At 70.9% G+C, this 19,471-nt stretch carries 21 protein-coding genes and 1 tRNA gene; 19 read left to right on the top strand and 3 right to left on the bottom strand.

Annotated elements, in window-relative coordinates; genetic code table 11:
- Positions 1-51: 51 nt before the first annotated feature.
- Positions 52-501, top strand: coding sequence for a hypothetical protein (locus tag ACIGQF_RS25730; RefSeq protein ID WP_399714513.1), 450 nt, complete (start codon positions 52-54; stop codon positions 499-501).
- 39 nt (positions 502-540) lie between these two features.
- Here the strand turns inward: ACIGQF_RS25730 and ACIGQF_RS25725 are convergent, their stop codons facing one another.
- Positions 541-813 (bottom strand): hypothetical protein, encoded by a 273-nt coding sequence (locus ACIGQF_RS25725; RefSeq protein WP_399714510.1) that lies wholly within the window; start codon positions 811-813, stop codon positions 541-543.
- A 362-nt stretch (positions 814-1,175) separates the two neighbouring features.
- On the opposite strand from ACIGQF_RS25725, the gene ACIGQF_RS25720 reads away from it, so the two are divergent.
- A complete protein-coding gene (locus ACIGQF_RS25720; protein WP_399714508.1) occupies positions 1,176-1,952 on the top strand; it encodes an NUDIX domain-containing protein in 777 nt (258 codons plus the stop codon).
- Here the strand turns inward: ACIGQF_RS25720 and ACIGQF_RS25715 are convergent.
- Positions 1,936-3,069 (bottom strand): XRE family transcriptional regulator, encoded by a 1,134-nt coding sequence (locus tag ACIGQF_RS25715; protein WP_399714506.1) that lies wholly within the window; start codon positions 3,067-3,069, stop codon positions 1,936-1,938. The genes ACIGQF_RS25720 and ACIGQF_RS25715 overlap by 17 nt on opposite strands.
- A 1,204-nt stretch (positions 3,070-4,273) precedes the next feature.
- Between ACIGQF_RS25715 and ACIGQF_RS25710 the strand changes: the two genes are divergently transcribed.
- The 17 genes from ACIGQF_RS25710 to ACIGQF_RS25630 all read left to right on the top strand — a co-directional run bounded on the left by ACIGQF_RS25710 (position 4,274) and on the right by ACIGQF_RS25630 (position 18,245).
- The gene (locus ACIGQF_RS25710; RefSeq protein WP_399714503.1) at positions 4,274-4,540 is read left to right on the top strand and encodes a DUF6284 family protein; all 267 of its coding nucleotides are present in this window, start codon (positions 4,274-4,276) and stop codon (positions 4,538-4,540) included.
- The gene (locus ACIGQF_RS25705) at positions 4,537-4,821 is read left to right on the top strand and encodes a DUF6303 family protein (protein WP_399714500.1); all 285 of its coding nucleotides are present in this window, start codon (positions 4,537-4,539) and stop codon (positions 4,819-4,821) included. The genes ACIGQF_RS25710 and ACIGQF_RS25705 overlap by 4 nt, the downstream gene beginning before the upstream one ends.
- Positions 4,818-5,435 carry a hypothetical protein gene (locus tag ACIGQF_RS25700; RefSeq protein ID WP_399714498.1) on the top strand — a complete coding sequence of 206 codons (618 nt, stop codon included), beginning with the start codon at positions 4,818-4,820 and terminating at the stop codon, positions 5,433-5,435. Before ACIGQF_RS25705 ends, ACIGQF_RS25700 begins: the two co-directional genes overlap by 4 nt.
- Positions 5,432-5,833: a hypothetical protein gene (locus ACIGQF_RS25695; protein WP_399714496.1), complete on the top strand. Its 402-nt coding sequence runs from the start codon at positions 5,432-5,434 to the stop codon at positions 5,831-5,833. The genes ACIGQF_RS25700 and ACIGQF_RS25695 overlap by 4 nt, the downstream gene beginning before the upstream one ends.
- Positions 5,830-7,578 (top strand): hypothetical protein, encoded by a 1,749-nt coding sequence (locus ACIGQF_RS25690; protein ID WP_399714493.1) that lies wholly within the window; start codon positions 5,830-5,832, stop codon positions 7,576-7,578. The genes ACIGQF_RS25695 and ACIGQF_RS25690 overlap by 4 nt, the downstream gene beginning before the upstream one ends.
- The gene (locus tag ACIGQF_RS25685) at positions 7,578-7,955 is read left to right on the top strand and encodes an RRQRL motif-containing zinc-binding protein (RefSeq protein ID WP_399714492.1); all 378 of its coding nucleotides are present in this window, start codon (positions 7,578-7,580) and stop codon (positions 7,953-7,955) included. The genes ACIGQF_RS25690 and ACIGQF_RS25685 overlap by 1 nt, the downstream gene beginning before the upstream one ends.
- Positions 7,956-7,974: 19 nt before the next feature.
- Positions 7,975-8,118 (top strand): hypothetical protein, encoded by a 144-nt coding sequence (locus ACIGQF_RS25680; protein WP_399714489.1) that lies wholly within the window; start codon positions 7,975-7,977, stop codon positions 8,116-8,118.
- Positions 8,119-8,283 (top strand): hypothetical protein, encoded by a 165-nt coding sequence (locus ACIGQF_RS25675; RefSeq protein WP_399714487.1) that lies wholly within the window; start codon positions 8,119-8,121, stop codon positions 8,281-8,283.
- 155 nt (positions 8,284-8,438) lie between these two features.
- Complete coding sequence (locus ACIGQF_RS25670; RefSeq protein WP_399714484.1) at positions 8,439-10,121, top strand: hypothetical protein; 1,683 nt, start codon at positions 8,439-8,441, stop codon at positions 10,119-10,121.
- 69 nt (positions 10,122-10,190) lie between these two features.
- A complete protein-coding gene (locus ACIGQF_RS25665; protein WP_399714481.1) occupies positions 10,191-12,413 on the top strand; it encodes a hypothetical protein in 2,223 nt (740 codons plus the stop codon).
- A 239-nt stretch (positions 12,414-12,652) separates the two neighbouring features.
- A complete protein-coding gene (locus ACIGQF_RS25660) occupies positions 12,653-12,841 on the top strand; it encodes a hypothetical protein (RefSeq protein WP_399715086.1) in 189 nt (62 codons plus the stop codon).
- Positions 12,842-12,948: 107 nt separating this feature from the next.
- The gene (locus tag ACIGQF_RS25655) at positions 12,949-13,347 is read left to right on the top strand and encodes a hypothetical protein (RefSeq protein ID WP_399715084.1); all 399 of its coding nucleotides are present in this window, start codon (positions 12,949-12,951) and stop codon (positions 13,345-13,347) included.
- Positions 13,348-13,443: 96 nt separating this feature from the next.
- Positions 13,444-14,355, top strand: coding sequence for a bifunctional DNA primase/polymerase (locus ACIGQF_RS25650; protein WP_399714479.1), 912 nt, complete (start codon positions 13,444-13,446; stop codon positions 14,353-14,355).
- Entirely contained in the window at positions 14,352-14,693 is a 342-nt protein-coding gene (locus ACIGQF_RS25645; protein ID WP_399714477.1) for a hypothetical protein, read from the top strand. Before ACIGQF_RS25650 ends, ACIGQF_RS25645 begins: the two co-directional genes overlap by 4 nt.
- The gene (locus ACIGQF_RS25640) at positions 14,690-16,240 is read left to right on the top strand and encodes a YfjI family protein (protein ID WP_399714474.1); all 1,551 of its coding nucleotides are present in this window, start codon (positions 14,690-14,692) and stop codon (positions 16,238-16,240) included. Before ACIGQF_RS25645 ends, ACIGQF_RS25640 begins: the two co-directional genes overlap by 4 nt.
- Before the next feature lie 334 nt (positions 16,241-16,574).
- Entirely contained in the window at positions 16,575-16,763 is a 189-nt protein-coding gene (locus ACIGQF_RS25635) for a helix-turn-helix transcriptional regulator (protein ID WP_399714472.1), read from the top strand.
- Positions 16,764-16,829: 66 nt separating this feature from the next.
- Positions 16,830-18,245: a tyrosine-type recombinase/integrase gene (locus tag ACIGQF_RS25630; protein WP_399714469.1), complete on the top strand. Its 1,416-nt coding sequence runs from the start codon at positions 16,830-16,832 to the stop codon at positions 18,243-18,245.
- A gap of 893 nt (positions 18,246-19,138) precedes the next feature.
- Here ACIGQF_RS25630 and ACIGQF_RS25625 read toward each other — a convergent pair.
- Positions 19,139-19,225 (bottom strand) — tRNA-Ser (locus tag ACIGQF_RS25625).
- Positions 19,226-19,471 lie beyond the last annotated feature (246 nt).

Below are 19,471 nucleotides of genomic sequence, written 5' to 3'. Positions count from 1 at the left end.
GAGATTAAGAAGCGGTCCACACGGTACCGACACCGCATCTAGGCTGCGTTCATGCAGTGGTCAACAATGGCGGCAACGGCTTTAGGTGCGATCCTCGGCGTGGTCAGCACCCTACTCGCAGACCGTGTTAGGTGGCGCCGCGAGCTTTCTGAGCGCGACCGCGATGCGCTACGAGCTTCGTTCGCGGAGTATATGGCTGCCCTGGCCAAGGCCCGAGACACCTTTTCCCGCGCTGAACCTGCTCAGGAACGCATCGGCAAGGGGCACATCGCCCTAGGCGAGCATGGCGTGTACGCCGCGCAGCACTGGATGGAGTTGGTGGCATCCCAGTCAGTCGTCGAGAAGGCGCACGAGGCCACCAGCGCGGTGCTCGACTTCTACGACGTCGTGGTCACCGGTCACGACGTGGATTCGACTGAGTACCGCCAAGCATGGCGGGCCGCCCGTGATGCGCGTCGCGCCGTACTGGAGGCGATGCGGGCGGCCCTGGGGCGGCCCTGAGCAACGGTTTTCCAGCGCCTACCCCTGACATGCGACTTGTCAGTAGCGCACTCGGGCCCCGGAGGGGTCACCGCCTGCCCCGGTCTTGCGCTTGCGGGGGCGTCGGCCCGCGCGCTGCTTCACGGCCGACTTGTGATCCACCGAGTTGGGGAAACGCAGTCCCCTCGTATCGGGGTTGGCGGGGCCGCCTTCGGGAGGCATGCAGCCGACGCACTGCGTGAGGCTGGCCCAGACGCCCGCGGTCGGGTAGTAGAGGTCACCGGGTGGCAGGTAGACGGCGCCGCACTGATGACAGCACAGGATCGGGCGCATCTCTCTACCTCTCCGGTGCCGCCGCAGAAGTCGCACTGCTGAGTGCTGTGGCGCTCTACGGGCACCTGATTGCCGTTCTCGTCTAGCTCGACGGTGTACTCGGTGCGATCGATGACGCCGTCACCATGGCACTTCGGGCACGTCTGGCCGGGCATGTGCCCATGCTGGCACTGGCTCTGCGGTCGTGTCAGTGCCTGTGTCCTGATACCCCTCGAAGGAGGCCGCTCCACGGGCCGTGTCAGGCACGCCCGCTGCCACACGTCGCACTCAACGAAAGGGGCGGGTAGATGCCTCTGTCGAGGTCGAATGCCCACGGATACGCTGGTACGCGCCAGCCGACGAACCAGGAGAGTGCTCTGAGGATGGGACCGAAGTCGACCAAGGTCTACTCAACGATCCGTGAGTGGATCACTTCGGGGAAGCTGCAGCCAGGGGACAAGCTGCCTTCCGAGCGGACGCTGAGCGAGGACCTGGAGATCGGCCGCACGGCCCTCCGGCAAGTGCTGGCACGTCTGGCCGCTGAGCGGCTGATCCGGGCCCACGGACGCAGTGCTTACCGGGTGGCCGGCGGAGTGAGCGTCGAACCGCCCGAGGGACTGGAGCCCTGGAAGATCCACGGTGAGCGGAACCTCTACGACAACCGCTGGGTGAAGCTGGATCTGGTCGACGTCGAACCGCCCGGTGTGGAGCGCTTCGAGCACCACGTCGTCACGCTGCACCACGTTGCGATCTCAGCGGTACTGGACGACGAGGACCGCGTGCTCATGCTCTGGCGATACCGCTTCGTGCCGCAGCAGTGGGGCTGGGAGCTTCCCGGTGGAATCGTCGACCCCGGCGAGGATGCCCAGACGACGGCACTCCGCGAGGTTGAGGAGGAGACCGGCTGGCGCCCGGACAGCCTGGAGCACGTGGTTACGTACCAGCCGATGGTGGGCATGGTCGACAGCCCGCACGAGATCTACGTCGGGCGCGGCGCTCAGCGAATCGGCGAACCGACTGATCTCGAAGAGGCTGGCCACGTCGCCTGGGTGCCGCTCGCCGACATCCCGGGTCTGATGGCCAAGGGGCAGCTCATGGGGTCGGGGACGCTCGTCGCCCTCCTCCACCTGCTCGCCAGCTCTCCTACATCTGCCCCGTGAGCAGATCGATCCGGCGGCGATGACGCACTGAGCCCGTACGGTTCGCCAGCAGCCGTGCGTGCCGCAGATGCTCACGTGCCTGGTCGACCTCGCCGCGCGCCTGATGAGCCTGCGCCAGGTCGCACCGCAGGCCGGCTTGGGCACGAACGAAGGTCGGGTCCATCGCGTCGAGGGCCTCGTACAGGCTGCCCACTGCATCGTCGTCGCCGAGTAGAGCAAGGGCGTTACCTCGCCACCGGGACAGATGTCCGTGGTTCAGGAAGACGCTCAGCATGTCTGGGTCGCGTGCCTCTTCCCCGTCCGGGAGGCACGTGACTGCCCTTTCCAGCGCCTCCCGGCAGTCATCGTCTTTACCTGCCTTCGCGCAGATTTCGGCCTCCGCGGCATGAAGCCACGCCTGCAAGCGGGGAGAGAGTCTGTCTCCGCCTGTGCTCCGCGCGTTGCGCACCAGCTCAACGGCAAGTTCCGGGCGCCCGGCATCGCACAGGACGTACGCCTGCTCCCCCATGGCGTGAGCCGCGTACATAGGCGCGTCCGCCTCTTGGGCGGCGCGTTTGCCCAGCTCGTAGTGCCGCCACGCTCTCTCGACGGCACCAGCATCCAACGCCTGCCACGCCGCAAGAGTCGCTGCACCCGTGAGGGCGAGCGCGATCGGCTTCCGCGCATCAGGAAGCACCGCGAAGGTGAGCGCGTCTTCGAGGGCGGAGAGGTGACCGTTCATCTGGTCCACCAGGCTCGCGGCGCCCATCTGCCGATCCATGGTCCGGAACAGTTCCGTCTGATCCATGAACGTGCTCACCATGGACTTGCTGACGCTGCGCGCTGAGTCGACCCGTTCGATCAGTTCGTCATAGCCGCCGACGGCTGGTGGCGCTGCGATGGTGGCCGGCACGCCACGCAGCTCGTCATCGGTGACGCCGAGCAGCGGACGGAGGATTGCGGCGTAGCGGTCCGAGAGCGGCCGTCGGCCGTTCTCCCACTCGGATACGTAGACGCGCAGGCTCGCGGTCGACGCCACGTCGATCAGGTGCTGACGCGCGTACCGCTCGACCTCACGGATCAGTCGCTCCTGCGACCAACCGCGCGCCGCCCGCGCTTTTTTCAGCCCGTCACTCATGCGCCTCCTCCACTGGGTCGGTCAGACGTCCCGTCTCAGCATGCCGCACATCGCCGCAGGTCGGCAGGGGTTAACACCAACTGAGTTAAGGGCTGTTGGCTACCGACGCCTCTCCTCTTCGCCGCACCTTGGTTGCGCAGGGAGACGCGCTTCAAAGGCAAATCTTCCGTAGGCGCTTGACGACTGGTGCGCACCAGATGCAATCTACTGGTGCGCACCAGATGGGGCGCAAGGAACGCCCGGAGGGTGCCGTGAAACGCGCCCAAAGGAAGCGGCAGTGCCTTGAAAACTCAACAGCGTGAGAACTGAACGGGGTTCGATTCCCCGTCCCCGCAACGGCCCGGGTGATGGCCGCCGGCGGCCACTTACCGCGTGTCAGCTCTGGAGAACAGCCAGCGGGATCATCCCTCCATCACTGGAGGTCAGCCCCTTGGTTGCCACCTGATACGCGCCGCCCTGCTGGCGTCAGAGCAGTGACGATGACGCACCCGATTTACCCGGCTCGGGACCGGTGCTCCGTGGCAACGGCGCGCCGGTGAAGCCGTGTCCACTCTCGCTTTGGGAGGTCGGTGTGAACCGACGACATACCTGGGCGCCGCCGCGATGGACCGGCTGGCGGCGCCTGTAGGACTTCCGGTCCGCCTCCGCCTGGCATCGCAGCGGCTAGCGCTGCGGCCGGTTGCCTCCTCCGCCCGTCCGGCCCGCATTCGTGCGTCTCCGTACGGGCGGGGCTGAGGGGAGCCGGACAGCTCCACAAACCAGTGCGACCCCCGGTGCGGGAACACCGGAGGCCGCGTGCAGGCACCTGTATGGGAGGCACCTGTGATCACCAGCATGGCATGCCGCGCCTTAGCGGCGTACCCGGCTGACAGCGACCCGGACATGGACGAGGCCCTGCGTCGCGTCCGCGCCGGGGGTGGTCGGTGATGAGCACCGGCATCTGCGGCAACTGCCAGCAGGCCGTGGTGGTCATCAACGGCCACTACGCCTGCTCCACGTGCGGCCACAACGGCAACGCCTGATCGATCTACCGCCCCGATGGTCGCAGGCCGGGTTCGACTCCCGGCCGGGGCACCGCTGCCACATGCCGGCAGCCGAGCCGCCTGCTTTCTGCGGGCGGCTCTTCTCTCAACGGCGCGCGCCCTCGGAGCGGCTACTCCGAGGGCGCTTTCGGGCCGTTCCATCTGTGAGAGGACCACGACCCATGAAGTACATCGGTGCTGTTCAGGCGGTTGTTACCGCCCCGGCGCTCGACGGTGAGCCGTCGGCCGCGGAACTGGACGCGATCGAGCGCGAGATGCCCGTCATTCAGGCGGAGGTCGAGCTGCTGGACGTGCAGATCAGCCTGCTGGACCAGACGCCGTCCGAGCTGGGCGTGCAGCGTCTGCGCCGGGCCCGCCGCAAGGTGCTGACCGCCCGCCGCGACCTGACCAACCGCGCCGCCGTGGCGCAGGCGGGCGGTGCGGCATGACGCACAGCGCGCGCCTGGCCAACACGACGCCCCGCGGCGAGTGGGAGCTGTACGTCGTCACTGACAGCCCCGACGTCGCGGACTGGCCGGCCCACGAGTTCAAGGACTCTGCTGCGATTCCGACGCTGTCCGAGCGGATCAAGACGCTGGCGGCTCTCGGTTACGAGCCCGTCCCGGGTGCCGAGTGGGAGTGGCAGGAGCTGGCCAACGGCGTCATGGACTACGTGGAGCTGCTGGCCGCGCTCGACGTCCGGCCCGCTGGGACGGGGGATGCCGCGTGAACGGCGTTCCGCCCGAGTACCGGGACTGGTTCGTGGACCACGAGGGCAAGCCCCGCCCGTGGCTGCGGGACCGGTCGACGCCGGAGGAGGCCCGCTGGGCCCTGGCCTTCCATGAGGCCGGGCACGCGGTCACCGCCTTGGCCTACGGCATGCACCTGGTGTCCACCGGCCTGATCACCGTGACCACGCAGGACGGTGACTGGGCCACGACCGGCCGCACCCGCGTGGTCACCAACGCCGTCTCCGCCCAGCACTTCGCCATCCACATGGCGGCCGGCGAACGAGCGGACCTGCACCACCGCAGCCGCACCGGCCCAGTGACCTCCGAGACGGTGGAGCTGGCGCTCTCCGAGCACGACCGGGAAGACGCCATCGCCTTCCTCACCGCCCGCGGCTTCCTGCTGGGGCGGGACCACACCCCGCCCGGCGGCATGTCCTGGAAGAGCGTCCAGTACGCCGCTGACTTCGCGGTCACCGGCCTGTGGGACCCGATCGAGGCCGTCGCCGACGGCATCCACGCCCGCAACTCCCTCACCGGGGACGAGGCCGCCGCCTTGGCCGGCATGCCCAACCCGCCCCGCCTGCCCACTGACTCGCCCAAGGAGGCGTCATGATCCGCGTCATCACCACCGGGCGGCTGCAGGCGCTCGAAGCCGACCGGGCCAAGCTGGCCCAGGCCCTCGACGCCGCCGACATCGCCCAGGCCGAGCAGCAGGAGGCCCAGGAGGACTTGGAGCGGGTCCGCAAGGTCGCCGATGATCTGATGAAGGAGGTCGCGACGCTGTCCGTGGCCGCCCTGCGGGAGCGCTGGGCGTACGTCCTGTTCCATCGCACTCAGATCCACGGCATCTACACCACGCTGGAGGCCGCCGAGGCCGCAGCTGAGCAGCAGGGCGCCGCCCCCAGCGGCTGGGTGGACACCCCCGCCGACGCACCGAAGGGTGGCAGCCCCGAGACGCTGTGGCGGATCATCGGCATGCCCGTGCAGCCGGAGGACGGTGACGCCGGATGATCCCCGACCTGCACACCCTCCTCCCCACCGGTCCCGGCTGGCTGTCCTGGGCCGCACCGGTGCTGCTGGCGCTGACCGCGGTGGCCGTGGCCCTGCTGGCGGTGGGGCGGTTGCGGAAGTCGGCATGGCTCTCGGGCATCGGCCCGCAGGCGATCGTGGCGCTGGGCGGCGTGGCCGTCAGCGTCTATGGCCTGTGGGGCTTCGCCACCGAGACCGTGCACCTGCCCACCCCGCTGGCCGTCGCGTTCATCAGCGTCTTTGACGCGGCGGAGATGACGCTGCTGGTGATGCTCTACCGCACCGCCGACCCGGAGGTGGGGTGGACGCGGGAGCTGCGGCTGATGCACCGCACCGCTTGGACCCTGGTGGGGTTCTCCGGTGCGATGAACGCCGTGCACGCCCCCAACTGGTGGGCCCGCCCGGTCCTCGCCGCGGTGCCGGCGCTGGCGGCGTGGCTGATCGAGCTGCAGCTGCGCAGCAAGCTCCACACCCCAAGCAGGGATGAGGAGGAGGACGTCCGGCCGGGCCCGGCCAGGTTGGTGGCGCTGCTGTGGCAGCACGCCTGGTCCGGCCTGTTCGCCCTGCTCGGGCTGGACGCCCGCACCTCCTCCTCCACCATCGCCCGCGCCGCCCTGGCCCAGCGAGCCGCACTGCGCGTCTACCGCCTCCGCCTCGCCCTCGCCGCCCCCGCACCTGCCCCCGACCGGCCCCGCGCCGCCCGGCGCGGACAGCGACGGATCGTGCGGCTGCGCGGCAAGGCGCAGAAGGCGCTGGACCGGGCGGACGTGGCCACCGACCGCGAGCAGTCCCTCGCCCTGGTCCGCCGCCTGGCGGCGCTGACGCGGGCGGAGGAGGTGGCGCGGCTGGACTACTCCGACACCACCGCCGTCCTCACCCTCATCGAGGACCTGGCCGTCACCCCCGGCGTCCAACGTCTCGAAGCCTCACAGCTCGCCCAGCGCGCGGAAGAAGATCGGGAGCGCGCGGAAGGCGCGCGGCAAGAAGCCGAGCGCGCGCGGCAGGAGGCCGAGGCCGCGCGGCAGCGCGCGGAAGAGGAACTGACCGCCGCGCAGGAAGAGCTGCAGCGCGTGCAGGAGGCCACCGACGCGGCCCGGGAGAACCAGGACGGGGCGGCGGCTGAGATCGAGGCTGCGCGGCAGCGCGCGGCAGCCGCGCGGCAGGAAGAAGAGACCGCGCGGCAGCGCGCGGAAGAGATCGTGGCCGCCGCGCGCGAGGAGGCCGGCCGATTGCGGCGGGACGCTGAGCAGGCCCTGACCGAGGTTCGTGGGGCTACTGCTGAGGAGCGGAACCGGCTCACGGACCTCACCGAGCACGCTGAGCGTGCGGAGAGCCGTCTGCTCAGTGGTCAGTCGGAGTTGCAGCAGGTCAGGCAGGAAATTGAGGAAGCCTCGCTGCTGCGGGACCGGCTCCGTGGCGACCTGGCCGCCCTCGACCCGCAGGCCCCCGACGCCGCGACGAGCGGTGAGGGGCAGGTGTGGAAGTCGGCGGCCAAGCAAGAGGGCTGGGAGCACTACCTGCACACCCTCACCACCTCCCAGGGCAAGGAAGAGCCGACCGCGGCCGAACTGGCGGACCGGTTCGGCGTGGACGGGGGAAACGCGCGGAACTGGCTGCGGGACTTCCGTGCCGCGCGCGCCGCGCAGCTCGCCGCGCACCAACCGCGCGCTGCCGCGCACCCCACCCTCACGGCCGTTAACGGCCACCACCCGGCCGGCGTCTCCTGATGCCCGGGGGGCGCTTCTTCGACCCCGAAGGCGCGCGGTACGGCCTCCCCACCTACCCCTTCCGGCTCGCCCCGGACGGGCTGGCCACCCGCCGCCAGCTCCGTGCGAAAGGGCTGCGGCCGGGTGGCCAGGAGGTGGCCGCGCAGATCCTGTGGCGCTCGCGCCGCTACCGCGCCGGCGTCCGCGTCGCCTACCTCTACCGCCTCGATCTGGCGCTGCCGGTCCGGCCGATGACGCCCGCGAGATGGACGGCGCTGGCCAAAGCGAACGCCGCCCGCCGCACCTGCCCCGCATGCGGGCGGGACGCGGGCTACACCCTCCCCACCTCACTCGGCACCTGCCTGGCCTGCGCGGACGCTCCCGTGCTGGCCGCTTGATCCGTAAGGGAGTTCGTACGTGAACAGCACCGAACGCATCCGCCGCTTCTCCTTCCCCGTTTCGGTCTTTCTCGGCGGGGCCGTGGCCGTCGGCAACGGGGCGGAGCTGGCGTCCTACGACGTGCCGACGACGCTCCTGGTGGCCTGCACCGCGAGCATCTGAGTGGCGGGCACCGCCTGTTGCCAGCGCCTCGCGGACGCCTGGACCACCACCACCCACCGTTGCAAGGCCGCCAGCTGCGACTTCACCGTCCAGATCTCTCGCGTCGACGCCGCGGACAACCGCCGGTGGCAGGAGATCGCCGCCGCCCACCCCCACCACATCTGACCTGCGCCGACTCCGGACGCAGCGCGCCCCCGGCCTCGCTTCCTAGGGCCCGGCCGGGGGCGCTTTCCCCCTCAAAGGAGGTCCCTTCAGCATGCCCGAGATCTTCGCGGCGGCCTACCGGGCCATCTCACCGCACCGGATGGGAGGGCTGAGCGATGGCTGACACCGCCACTCAGACCACACCGACCACCGAAACCCCCACCGTCGATGCCTCGTCGACCACCACGTCGGCGGGGAAAGAGACCACCCCGGCCTCGCAGGCTGCGGTGGCGCACACGCCCGGCGGGCTGCCGGTGCTGCCGCTGGCGGTCACCGCCGGCAACACCACCATCGGCGCCCTGTCCGCCGCGGCCCTTGCCGGCGGTCCGCTCACCGCGGCCGCGGTCGCCGGGACGGCCGCCGTCGTCGGCGCCCTGGCCGTCGGCGCCGCGCACCGCAAGAACGACAGGAAGACGCCCGGCTCCGGCGGCCGGTCCGGTACCGGCTCGGCCGGAACGGGCTCGATGCAGCGCGGCGGGGCAGGTTCCCGCCGGGGCGGAGGCGCGGGGGTGGGATCTTCCTCCCTCACCCGCCGCGGCTCCGGCGGAGGCGGCGCCCGCTCAGGCGGCGGGCGCTCCGGCCTGCTGCACAAGTCCTCCTCGGCTGCCGGCGGCATCCCCCGGCAGCCCCGCACGGGCCCGGCCGCGGGGGCGCGTTCGGGGCCGAGCCTCACCAAGCCGTCCGCGGGCGGCTCGTCGGCAGGTTCCCGCTCGCACCGTACGTCCCCCTCCGCCGGTGCAGGCGGGCGCCGTTCCGGTGGCCTCTCGCCACGGCAGGCGCTGGCCGGGGCCGGAGCGCGGGCCAATGAGGTCAAGGCCCTGCGCAAGGCCCGCCAGGACAGCGCCCCCTCCCGCTCGGAGCGGCGGCGCCAGGACCGGGCCGACCGCCGGCAGGCCGCCGATGCCCGCCGGGCGGACCGCGCCGCGCGCCGCCAGGCCCGCACCGAAAACCGCGGACAGGGCCGGGCCGGCCGGGCGCTGAGCACGGCCTCGGAGCGGATGCGCCAGGCCCGCACGAACGCCCGGGAGAAGGCCCGGGCCGGATGGGAGCGGCGTGCGGAGGAGCGACGCGGCCGGATCGCCTACGCGAGGCAACGGGCGGCGGCGCGGATGCGGCTGCACCGGGCCCTGTTCACCTCCCGGCTGCGCTACTGGGGCCGCTGCGCCCTGGCCGCCATCGTGGCCGCCCCGGTCGGCGTACTGGGCCTGCTCACCAGCCCCATCGGCCGGAAGCTCGGCTGGTCCTGGCTGATCCACCCCGGCCGCCGCCTGTACCGCCTGCTCGCGGACAAGGCCCTGGCGGACCGGCTGGACCGCGACGCCGCCATCTACGAGCACAGCGCAACCGAGACCGACGAGGACGAGGCGCTGCTGGCGAAGGTGCCGCGCGCCCCGCGCAACCACACCACCGCATCGAACACGGGAGATGACATGGCACGCAGCCGCAGGGGTCCGGGCTTCCTCTTCGACGAGGCCGCCTCGGAGATGGAGGACGCCGCCAAGAAGTACGACCCGGACGGGATGATGCACGTCCTGGCCACGATCGAGGGCATGCCGGACGCGCTGGAGTCGATCGCCAACACCTTCGCCATCCTCGCCGAGAAGTCCGACGCGGAGTTCCCGGTGGAGAAGGAGGTCGGGGAGGCGCTGGAGGAGGTCTACAAGCACCTCCGGCACGCCATGGACGCCGCCGAGGACGTCGGCAAGGTCTTCCACGTCGTCCACGAGCAGGACATCAAGCGGCACAACGACCCGCGCCACGGCGAAGCGATGTGGGACACCACCAACAACGACGACTGACCACCCCAGTGGACCGGGGCCGCACACCAGCTGGTGCGCGGCCCCGGCGCTTTGAGGAGCGGACACCGCATGGCAGAGCACACCCTGAACCTCACCAACACCTCCAAGAAGACCGGCAAGAAGGCCAAGGAGCCGTCCGGGGTGCCGCTGGACTGGGCCGCCACCCATGGTCCGATCACCGGGGCCCTGTCGGCGACCACCGGCGCGGGCGCGGTCGCCCTGCTGGGTGCGGCCTCCCACATGCCGCCCGGCTGGCCGCTGGCCATCGGCGCCGCCGGGGCGATCGGGCACGGCATCGGGCACAGCATCTACCGTCGCCTGACGGGCCGGAGCATCGTCACCCGCGCCGCGTCCTGGCTGCTGGCGGGGGGCTGGACCACCTGGGCCATGACCACCGGCCCCCTCTCCTGGGCCGCGGGCGGCACCCTGGCCGCCCTGGGCGTCGGCATCGGCGCCATGGCCTCCAACGCCGCCATCCACGAAGAGGCCGCCGAGGAAGAGCGGCTGTCGGCCGCGGCCAAGGCCGCCACCGCGGAGATGGACAACAGGCGCCGCGAGATCGCTGCGGAGTGGAACGAGCGGATCAAGCGGGTGTGCGGGGTGGAGGTGGCCATCTTCGCGGTGGAGTTCTGGAAGACCGGCACCGGCTTCAGCCTGGCCGCCGAACTGGCCTCCGGCGGCGCCACCTGGGACAAGGTCGCCGCCGGCGCCCGGGGACTTGCCACCGACGCCCGCCTGCCGCTGGGCTGCGCGATCAACGTGGAGGAGGGCGACGTCCAGGGCCGCGTGGTCCTGGACATCCCCACCGAGAATGTCATCGACCGCGACTACAGCTACCCCACCGACTACACCGCCCTGTCCATCCTCACCGGCATCCCCTGGGGCCTCCTCGCCCACGGCGAGAACGTACAGGTCTTCCTCCGCGAAGCCTGCGCGCTGGTCCTGGGCCCGCCCGGGTCGGGCAAGTCCACGTTCCTGGACGTGGTGCTGGCCGGGTTCGCCCGCTGCACCGACGTGGTCACCTGGGTCATCGACCTCAAGGCCGGCGCCTGCGGCCGCCCCTGGGTCCGGCCCTGGCTGGAAGCCCAGGGCTACAAGGCGCCGAAGGCCGGGGCGGTCCGGCCGCCGGAGGACACCCGGCCCGGCGTGGACTGGCTGGCCTCCACCCCGAAGGAAGCGCTGCGGATGCTGCAGGCAGCACTCGCCGTCAACGCCGCCCGGCAGGCCGAGTACCAGGACCTGCTGGACGAGCGGGACACCACGCTGCTGCCGGTCTCACCTGGGCTGCCGCAGATCGAGATCGTGGTGGACGAGGGCGCCGAACTCCTCTCCGCCGCCAACTTCCGCGACCCCACCATGAAGCAGGTCCAGCAGGCGGTGAAGAAGCTCATGCGCACCACCCGCGCCATGGCCCTCCGCCTGGTCCTCACCGCCGTGGACGGCAACGTCTCCGCCATCGGCGACACCGAGGTCCGCAAGTTCTCCCCCGTCGGCGTCGCGCTGACCTCCGGGGAGGGAGCGGGCAACAACGCGGGCAAGCTGTTCGGCCGCGTGAAGATCGACGCCTCCCAGCTCAACGCCAAGGGCGCCGGCGTCATCGGCGCCTCCGGCGCCAACGGCTTCGCCCCCACCGGGTTCAAGGGCTGGAAGACCGCCCCCAGCATGGCCCGCGAAGTCACCCTGGCCACCAACGCCCGCCGCCCGGTCCTCGATGAGGTCTCCGCCCGCGCGGCCGGAGAGGACTACGCCCGCCGCTGGGACGCCGACCGCGCCGGATGGCTCTGGAACGACACCAACCCCACCGCTCCGGCCGCCGGGAGCCCCGAAGCGCGGGCCACCAGTACGAGGACCGGGGAACGGCCGGGTGGACTGAACCTCCGCTACACCCGCCGCGGGGACGACGCCGACGCGCTCACGGCGAAGCTGATGAAGGCGATCGACGAGACGTACGGCACCACGGACGAGCCCGACCGCCGGCGCTCGGAGCGCTCCGGCGGGCTCAACCTCCGCTACAACCGCCAGGCCGAACCGGCCGAAGTACCTGCGGAGAGCGAGGAGCCGACCGAGGCCCAGCGCGCCGCCCTGCAGTTGCTCGTCGCCGCCGGGCCGGAGGGCACCGGGGCCTCCGCGCTGGAGCGGGAGCTGAAACCGGAGTTCGGCACCAGCCGCCAGACCATCGTCCAGTGGCTCAAGGCATGGGCCGAGAGCGGCGAGGTGGTCAAGGTCGGAGAGGCCACCAAGGCCCGCTACGTCCACCACACCCACGCCCCCAAGGGCGACTTCGACAACTGAGCTGAGCACTTGTCTTGTCGCTTGTCGCGACACCTCCGAGAAGGGGCCTATACGGCCGCCTGAGGGCCGAAAAGCGGCTTTGACCTGCGAGGCGACAAGCGACAAGACAAGCCCGCGACAAGACAAGCGACAAGCTGCGCGACAAGCCAGACGACAAGCCGGGCCCCCGCCACCCCACCCCGCGGCGGGGGCCCGACACGTACCCCGAACCCCTCTGCAACAGGAGTACGCCCGTGGCTATGACCATCTCCGCCGCCGTCCTCTTCGGCATCCTCACCTTCGCCCTGCTCCGCGGCAGATCCGTCAGCGGCGGCAGCGCGATAGTGCTGTTCCTCTTCGGCTTCTTCGTCGCCGGCACCGGCGCCTACGGCCCCATCCACGACCTGTGCCAGGCCATAGCCGACGCCCTCACCCACCTCACCGCCTGATCCGCCCCACACCAGGAGGAGGACTTGTGGACCCCCGCCCCACGCACCCGATCACCACCGCCGAAGCCCACCAGGCGCCCGCCTACCTCCCGCACCGGCCCACGCCGATGCCGCTGAACGAGATCCCGCCCGGCGTCCGGGTTGTCACCCTGCCCGGCGGCATCCGCACCCTCGCCTACACCGAACCGGCCGCCCCGCCGCCGATGCCCGCGGCCCCGACCGCGCAGCCGATCCCGGCCTGGGCCAAGACCACCGCGCTGCTCGTGCCCACCACCGGCTTCGGCATCGGCATCGCCGGAGTCGGCCTCTCCTACGCCGCACCGGGACTGATCGCCATGACCGATGCCCTGTGGGCCGCCGTCACCGTCATCGCGGCCGGCGGCACCGCGGCGCTGGCACTGCTCAAGCGCTGCCGCCGCCCCGCTCCTGCTCCCGCCCCGATCACGCAGAACATCACCGCCACCGGCCTGTTCGGCCGCGCCAGCGGAACCATCAACCACCACTGACCAGCCCAGGGCACACCAAAGGCGACCGCTCCATCTCGCCAAAGAAGCGCGGTCGCCCTGGTCTCCAGCCCTTCCACAGACATGGAGGACTCCAGCATGACCCAACCCACCGACATTCGGCGACCCTCCGGGCCGCTGAGGACCGCACTGCAGCTGGCGGAAGCCGGTGTGCCGGTGCTGCCGCTGCGGAAGGGCAAGATCCCGTTCGGGAACTGCCCGAGCTGCGTGCGCCTGTCCTACGCACGCTTGGCCTGCGGCGGTCGGCCGAACATGCTGACCGCCGGCCCCTGCCACTGCCCGACGGTGTGCCATGCCTGGGCCGCCGCCACCACCGACACCACCGTTCTCACGTCCCCGGCCTGGGCCTGGGCGTGGCGGCAGGCCGTGGCCGTTGCCTACCACCCGGCCGGGGTCGGATTGACAGTGGTCGACTTGGACAACGCCGCCGCTGTCGCCTGGGCCCGCCAGTCCCTGCCCGCCACCAGGACGGTGCCCACCACCCGCGGAGAGCACTGGATCTACCAAGGCACGATGCAGTCGGCCAACGCGGTACGGCCCGGCGTGGACATCAAGTCCTCCATGTCCTACGCCCGCTGGCTCGGCCCCGGCACCGGCACCATGACCGCCCTGCCGCCGGCCGTCCTCGCGCTGGTTGAGAAGGAAGAGACCACCCCGTCCCGCCCGGGGGTGGTCTCTTCCGTCCCCGGCCGCGCCGAGTGGGACCGCACCGTGGCCACCGGCTGCCGCCACACCGAACGGTTCGTACGGACCGGCCTGGAGCGAGGCCGGGCCCTCGTGCGTGCCCGCACCGACTCCGGCGCCGGATCGCAGGCATTCGGAGTGGCCCAGTTCCTCGCCTCCCGGCACGCCCAGTGCCCCGGACCCTGCGGCCTGGAACTCATCGGACAGCAGATCATCGACGCGGCCGTCTCCGTCGGCGTGCCCGAGGCGTACGCAGCACGCGCTGTGGCCAACGGCTTCCACACCGCGCTGGGGAGGGCCGCATGACGCGCCCCGGCCCCGCCGACAAGCCGCAGGACGCCACACCGGCCCCGGCCAGAGACGGCCGTTGCGCGCCGAAGAACGCCGCCCGTCAGGGCGTCCTTTCAGCTCTTCGCCCTGGCCTGGACGATCTCCTCCCGGCCGAGCCGGAGCGGGTCTTCTTCGGCCTGCACATCGTCGCCCCGCCGGAGTGGAGCGGCCTGTGCCGGGCGGCGGCCACCTGTCGCTGCGGCTACGAGCGCCAGGCCAAGGGCCGCGCCGCCGTCCAGCGGCTGGTCGAGGACTGGACCGACCACCCCCAGCGCTGCCGGCTGCAGACCGTGGAGAGGAGGAAGGCAGCATGACCACACAGTCTGTGGACCGCACCGATCTGTGGGCCGGACTGGAGGCCCTGGACGCCCCGCCGGCCAAGGCCGCGGGGTGGGAGGAGCCGTTGCCGCTTTCCGGCCCCCGTGACCTGCCCGCCTTCCCCGCCCACACCCTGCCGGGCTGGCTGCGGCAGTACGTGGAGGCGGTCGCGGAGGAGACCCAGACCCCCGTGGACTTGCCCGGCTGCTTCGCCCTGGCGGGGCTGGCCACCGCCGCCGGCGGCCGCGCGGTCGTCCATATCCGTGGGAACTGGCGCGAGCCCACCAACCTCTACGTCGTGGTCGCCCTGCCGCCGGGCAACCGCAAGACCGCCGTGGTCTCCGCGCTCACCGACCCGCTGTTCGAGGCGGAGGAGTTGCTGAAGACCGCGATGCAGCCCGCCATCGTCGAAGCCCAGCTCACCGCCAAGCTCGCCAAGGAAGCCGCCGACAAGGCCGCCGCCAAAGCCTCCGGCGCCGACCCCGAGGAGCGCGACGAACTGCTGAGCACCGCCATCGGACTGGCCCAGACCGCCGAGGCCGTCACCGTGCCGGCCGAGCCGCAGTTGCTCGCCGACGACGCCACCGCCGAGACGGTCACCAGCCTCCTGCACGAGCAGGGCGGGCGGATTTCCGTGCTCAGCGCCGAGGGCGACATCTTCGACATCATCGCCGGCCGCTACTCCGGCGCCCCCAACCTGGGCGTCTTCCTCAAGGGCCACGCCGGGGACCGGCTGCGCGTGAACCGCCAGACCCGCAAGGAGTACATCGACAAGCCCGCGCTGACCATGGGCCTGTCGGTGCAGCCCTCGGTGCTGGACGACATCGGCCGGCAGCGCACCTTCAAGGGCCGCGGCCTGCTGGGCCGCTTCCTGTACTCCATGCCCACGTCCCTGGTGGGTGAGCGGGAGGTCCTGCCCGAGCCGGTGCCGCAGGAGGTGGCCGCCGCCTACCGGCGCAACGTCATCGACCTGACGCTGGCGCTGGCGGAGTGGACCGACCCCGCCGTCCTGCAGCTCTCCCCGGAGGCCGACGCCGCCCTGGTCGCCTACCAGCGCCGCGTCGAACCCCAGCTCGCCGCCCGCGGCGGCGCGCTGGGCCACATCACCGATTGGGCAGGGAAGCTGGCCGGCGCGGTCGCCCGCCTGGCCGGGCTGCTCCACCTCGCCCAGCACCTCACCGACGGCCACGCCACCCCGGTGGCCGAGGAGACCATGCAGGCCGCCATCGAACTGGGCGACTACTTCACCGGCCACGCCCTGGCCGTCTTCGACGCCATGGGCGCCGACCCCACCCTGGCCCGCGCCCGCAGCCTGCTGGAAACCCTGCGGGCCAATGGTTGGAGCGAGGTCAGCCGCCGCGACTTGTTCGCCAAGCTCTCCCGCTCCGAGTTCCCCACCGTCGATGACCTGGAGCCCGCCGCCGCGCTGCTGGAGGAACACGGCTACCTCCGCATGTACACCCCCGAACGCACCGGCAACCGTGGCAGGCCACCCGCACCCCGCTTCCACCTCCACCCCACCCTCCGGCAGCCCACTCGCTGACCGGCCCCGCACACCTATCGCTCCCCGCACAAACCGCAAAATCGCAGAAACCCCCGGCCACGCCCGCTGACCTGCGGCAACGCCCCGCCGCCCGCCGCGTCAGGGTGCTGCCGCAGAAACCCCGGAAATTCCGCAAAAATCAGCGCGCCCATGCCCGCCGAGGCCGGCCGCTGAATATTGCGGAATTTCGCGGAATTCTGCGGTGGCCCCTCATCGCAGGGGCGGCCACCGCATCACCGCAGGTCAGCGGCCCCGTAGCAGGTTTCTGCGGATATTGCGGTTTCTGCGGGACCACCCCAGGACGTCCACGACCTCTCCAGGAGGAGAACGAGCCATGCCCCGCCCGAAGCCGCTCAAGCTCCGCGAAGTCCTCGAAGAGATCAACATGAGCCGCGCCGCCTTCTACCGCATGCGCGCCCGAGGCAAGGCCCCGAAGCTCTACAAGCTCCCCAACGGCCAGCTCCGCTGCCGCCGCAGCGACCTGGACGCCTGGTGGGAGCAGAACGAGCAGGCCGCCGCCTGACCCTCCCGCCGTCTCACCCGGGGCCTGCCGACGAACGTCGGCAGGCCCCTCTCAGTACGGAGCCTCATGCCCCTGACCTACGACGTAGAGTTTTGGACCATCCGCAAGCGGAAGAACCGTCCGAAGCCGTTCGAGCTGCGCTGGCGCGTCGGCGAACGCGCTCACTCAAAGAGCTACAAGACCAAGACTCAAGCCGAGGGCCGGCAATCCCAGCTTCTCGCGGCCCTACGGAATCGCCAGCAATTCGACGAGGCCACAGGGCTGCCCGCGGATGAGCTGGCAGCCCTGAACTGCCCTACCTGGTTCGAGCATGCAACCGCGTACGCCCTGATGAAGTGGCCAAAGGCAGCCGCGAAGCAACGGGCCAACATCGCGGAATCTCTCGCAGTCGTCACGCCCGTGTTCGTCTCCACCTCACACGGCGTTCCTGACGCGAAGGTGATGCGCCGGGCCCTGCACGCCTGGGCATTTCGCGCTGTCCGTACACCCGACGGGGAGCTGGTCAGCAGGACCGCTGCCGAGACACCTCCGAACGAAATCACAGCGGCTCTTACCTGGCTCGCCAAGCACTCACTGAAGGTTTCCGAAGCGGCGCAGCCTGATCACTTGCGGAAGGCGCTGGATGCCCTGTCGCTCAAGCTCAACGGCGAGGCGGCAGCCGAAACCACGATCCACCGGAAGCGCATGGTCTTGAGCAATGCGATGCGTTTCGCTGTCGAAAGAGAGGTTCTGCCGACCAACCCGCTCGCGCGCGTGGACTGGGCCGCACCGAAGACAGAAGACGAAGTCGATTTCCGGTACGTCCCCGCGCCAGCGCAAGCACGCGCCTTGATCCAGGCCGTGAAGGAGCAAGGCCCACGGGGTGAGCACCTTGAGGCGTTCTTCGGGTGCATCTACTACGCAGCCATGAGGCCGTCGGAGATCGCCGCGCTCAAGCTGTCCGACTGCTCTCTGCCGAATGCCGGCTGGGGGGAGTTGGTTCTTGAGGGCAGCCGGCCGGAGGTGGGCTCGGGCTGGACCGACGACGGGAAACCGTACGAGTCCAGGGGACTGAAGCGCCGAGCCCGGCGGGCCACCAGGACGGTTCCGATACCTCCTGTGCTTGTGGAGATGCTGCGGGCCCACGCGGAGCGCTACGGAGTCGCCTCCGACGGTCGGCTCTTTCGGGCCGCCCAAGGAGGGCGGGTGCGGTCCACGGAGTACTGCGAGGTGTGGGACGCAGCGCGCAAGAGGGGGCTGACCGCGAGCGAGGCGAGGACGCCACTGGCTGACGTGCCTTACTCGCTCCGGCACGCGGGGGTCTCGCTGTGGATCAAGGCAGGGGTGGACCCCGTGGAGGTCGCTCACCGTGCCGGACACAGCATCGCCGTGCTCTATCGCTTCTATGCCAAGTTGCTGCGCGGCATGCAGTTCCGTGCCAACCAGCTCATCGACGAGGAGCTGAGCGGGAGGCACGAGGACTCGGCCGAAGGGCCGACCTAGGGCCATTCTTTTGGATCACCTCGGGGCCAGAAGGAAGATGTCAGGCACTGACGCCGATGTGCTGGAAGTGCGCTTCTGAGCTGGGCACTTGGCTTTCTTAGTCGCGCCGAAGTGCGCAAAAATTGTGAGTGAAGGTGCCGCTTGCAGTGCCCGGCGTCGATGCAGATTCAGGACGGCACGCCTCCGTCGGATCTCTGCTAGCCCGACGCCGGCAACCAGAAGTTACCTGGGCACTTCAAGACCCCCCGACCGCAACATCAGTCGGGGGAGGTGCACTCCGCCCAGGCCGGGTCACTGGCCTCGAACAGAAGGGTTTGCGTGTGATGGCGAACACCGTTGGCCCGTGAGCCGAGGGCTGCCGATCGCCCTTGGAGTCGGAACCATCTCCGTGTGGTCGATCGGAGCCTCCCCATGGACCAGCGTTGCACTGGTGGCCCTGGTGCTTGTTGTGGTCGCGGGCATCTTCTTGCCCGCGGTCTGGTCCAGCAGGCCTACCCGGCGACGCGACGCCCGACTGCTAGCAGGACGCATCCTGCGCCTGTTTGAGCGGAGGCGCTGATGCCTAGCTCACGACTAGCTCGGGCGCCGCCGCTTCCGGTGCGTGCCCCGCTGCCGATCGCGGCAGCGGGGCACTCCCTTTCATCGAGCCGTTGGCCGAGGCGGGGTCGTCGCTGGCACGATCGCTGAGAGGTGATCGACGCGATCGCCCTCAAGTTGTCCGCGAGGTTGATCCAGACGAAAGTTCCTAGCTACCCGATCCTGGCCCACGGCTGGCCCACACGTGCTGGTCAAAGCTGGGATACGGGCGGCTCAGGGTGAGACACGTTGAACGCAAGAGGGGTGCCCCGCATCGGCCGGGCACCCCTTCTGAGCAGCTACTTTGCTGACCTGGGCGGAGGCTGTGGGATTTGAACCCACGGTGACGTTGCCGCCACGACAGTTTTCAAGACTGTTCCCTTAGGCCGCTCGGGCAAGCCTCCCTGCGGCACCGGTCGGCGGCGGGCCGATGGTGACGCGGGGATCAGGGTAGCGCGTCCGCCGTTTCCGTGCGCTGTTCGCGCGGGTCAGGCGTGCGCCGAGCGGGCTGGTCGCACGGGGGCGCCCTGCAAACGCGGTGGGGGGGGGGGGCGGGGGGGGGGGGGGGCGCCGCGGGGGGGGGGGGGGGGGGCGGGGGGGGGTGGGGGGGGCCCCCCCGGGGGCCGGGGCCGCGGGGGTGGGGTTGGGGT

The organism is Streptomyces sp. NPDC053560, from assembly GCF_044544605.1.
Lineage (GTDB): Bacteria > Actinomycetota > Actinomycetes > Streptomycetales > Streptomycetaceae > Streptomyces.
This window is presented reverse-complemented; position numbering and strand designations above follow the sequence as displayed.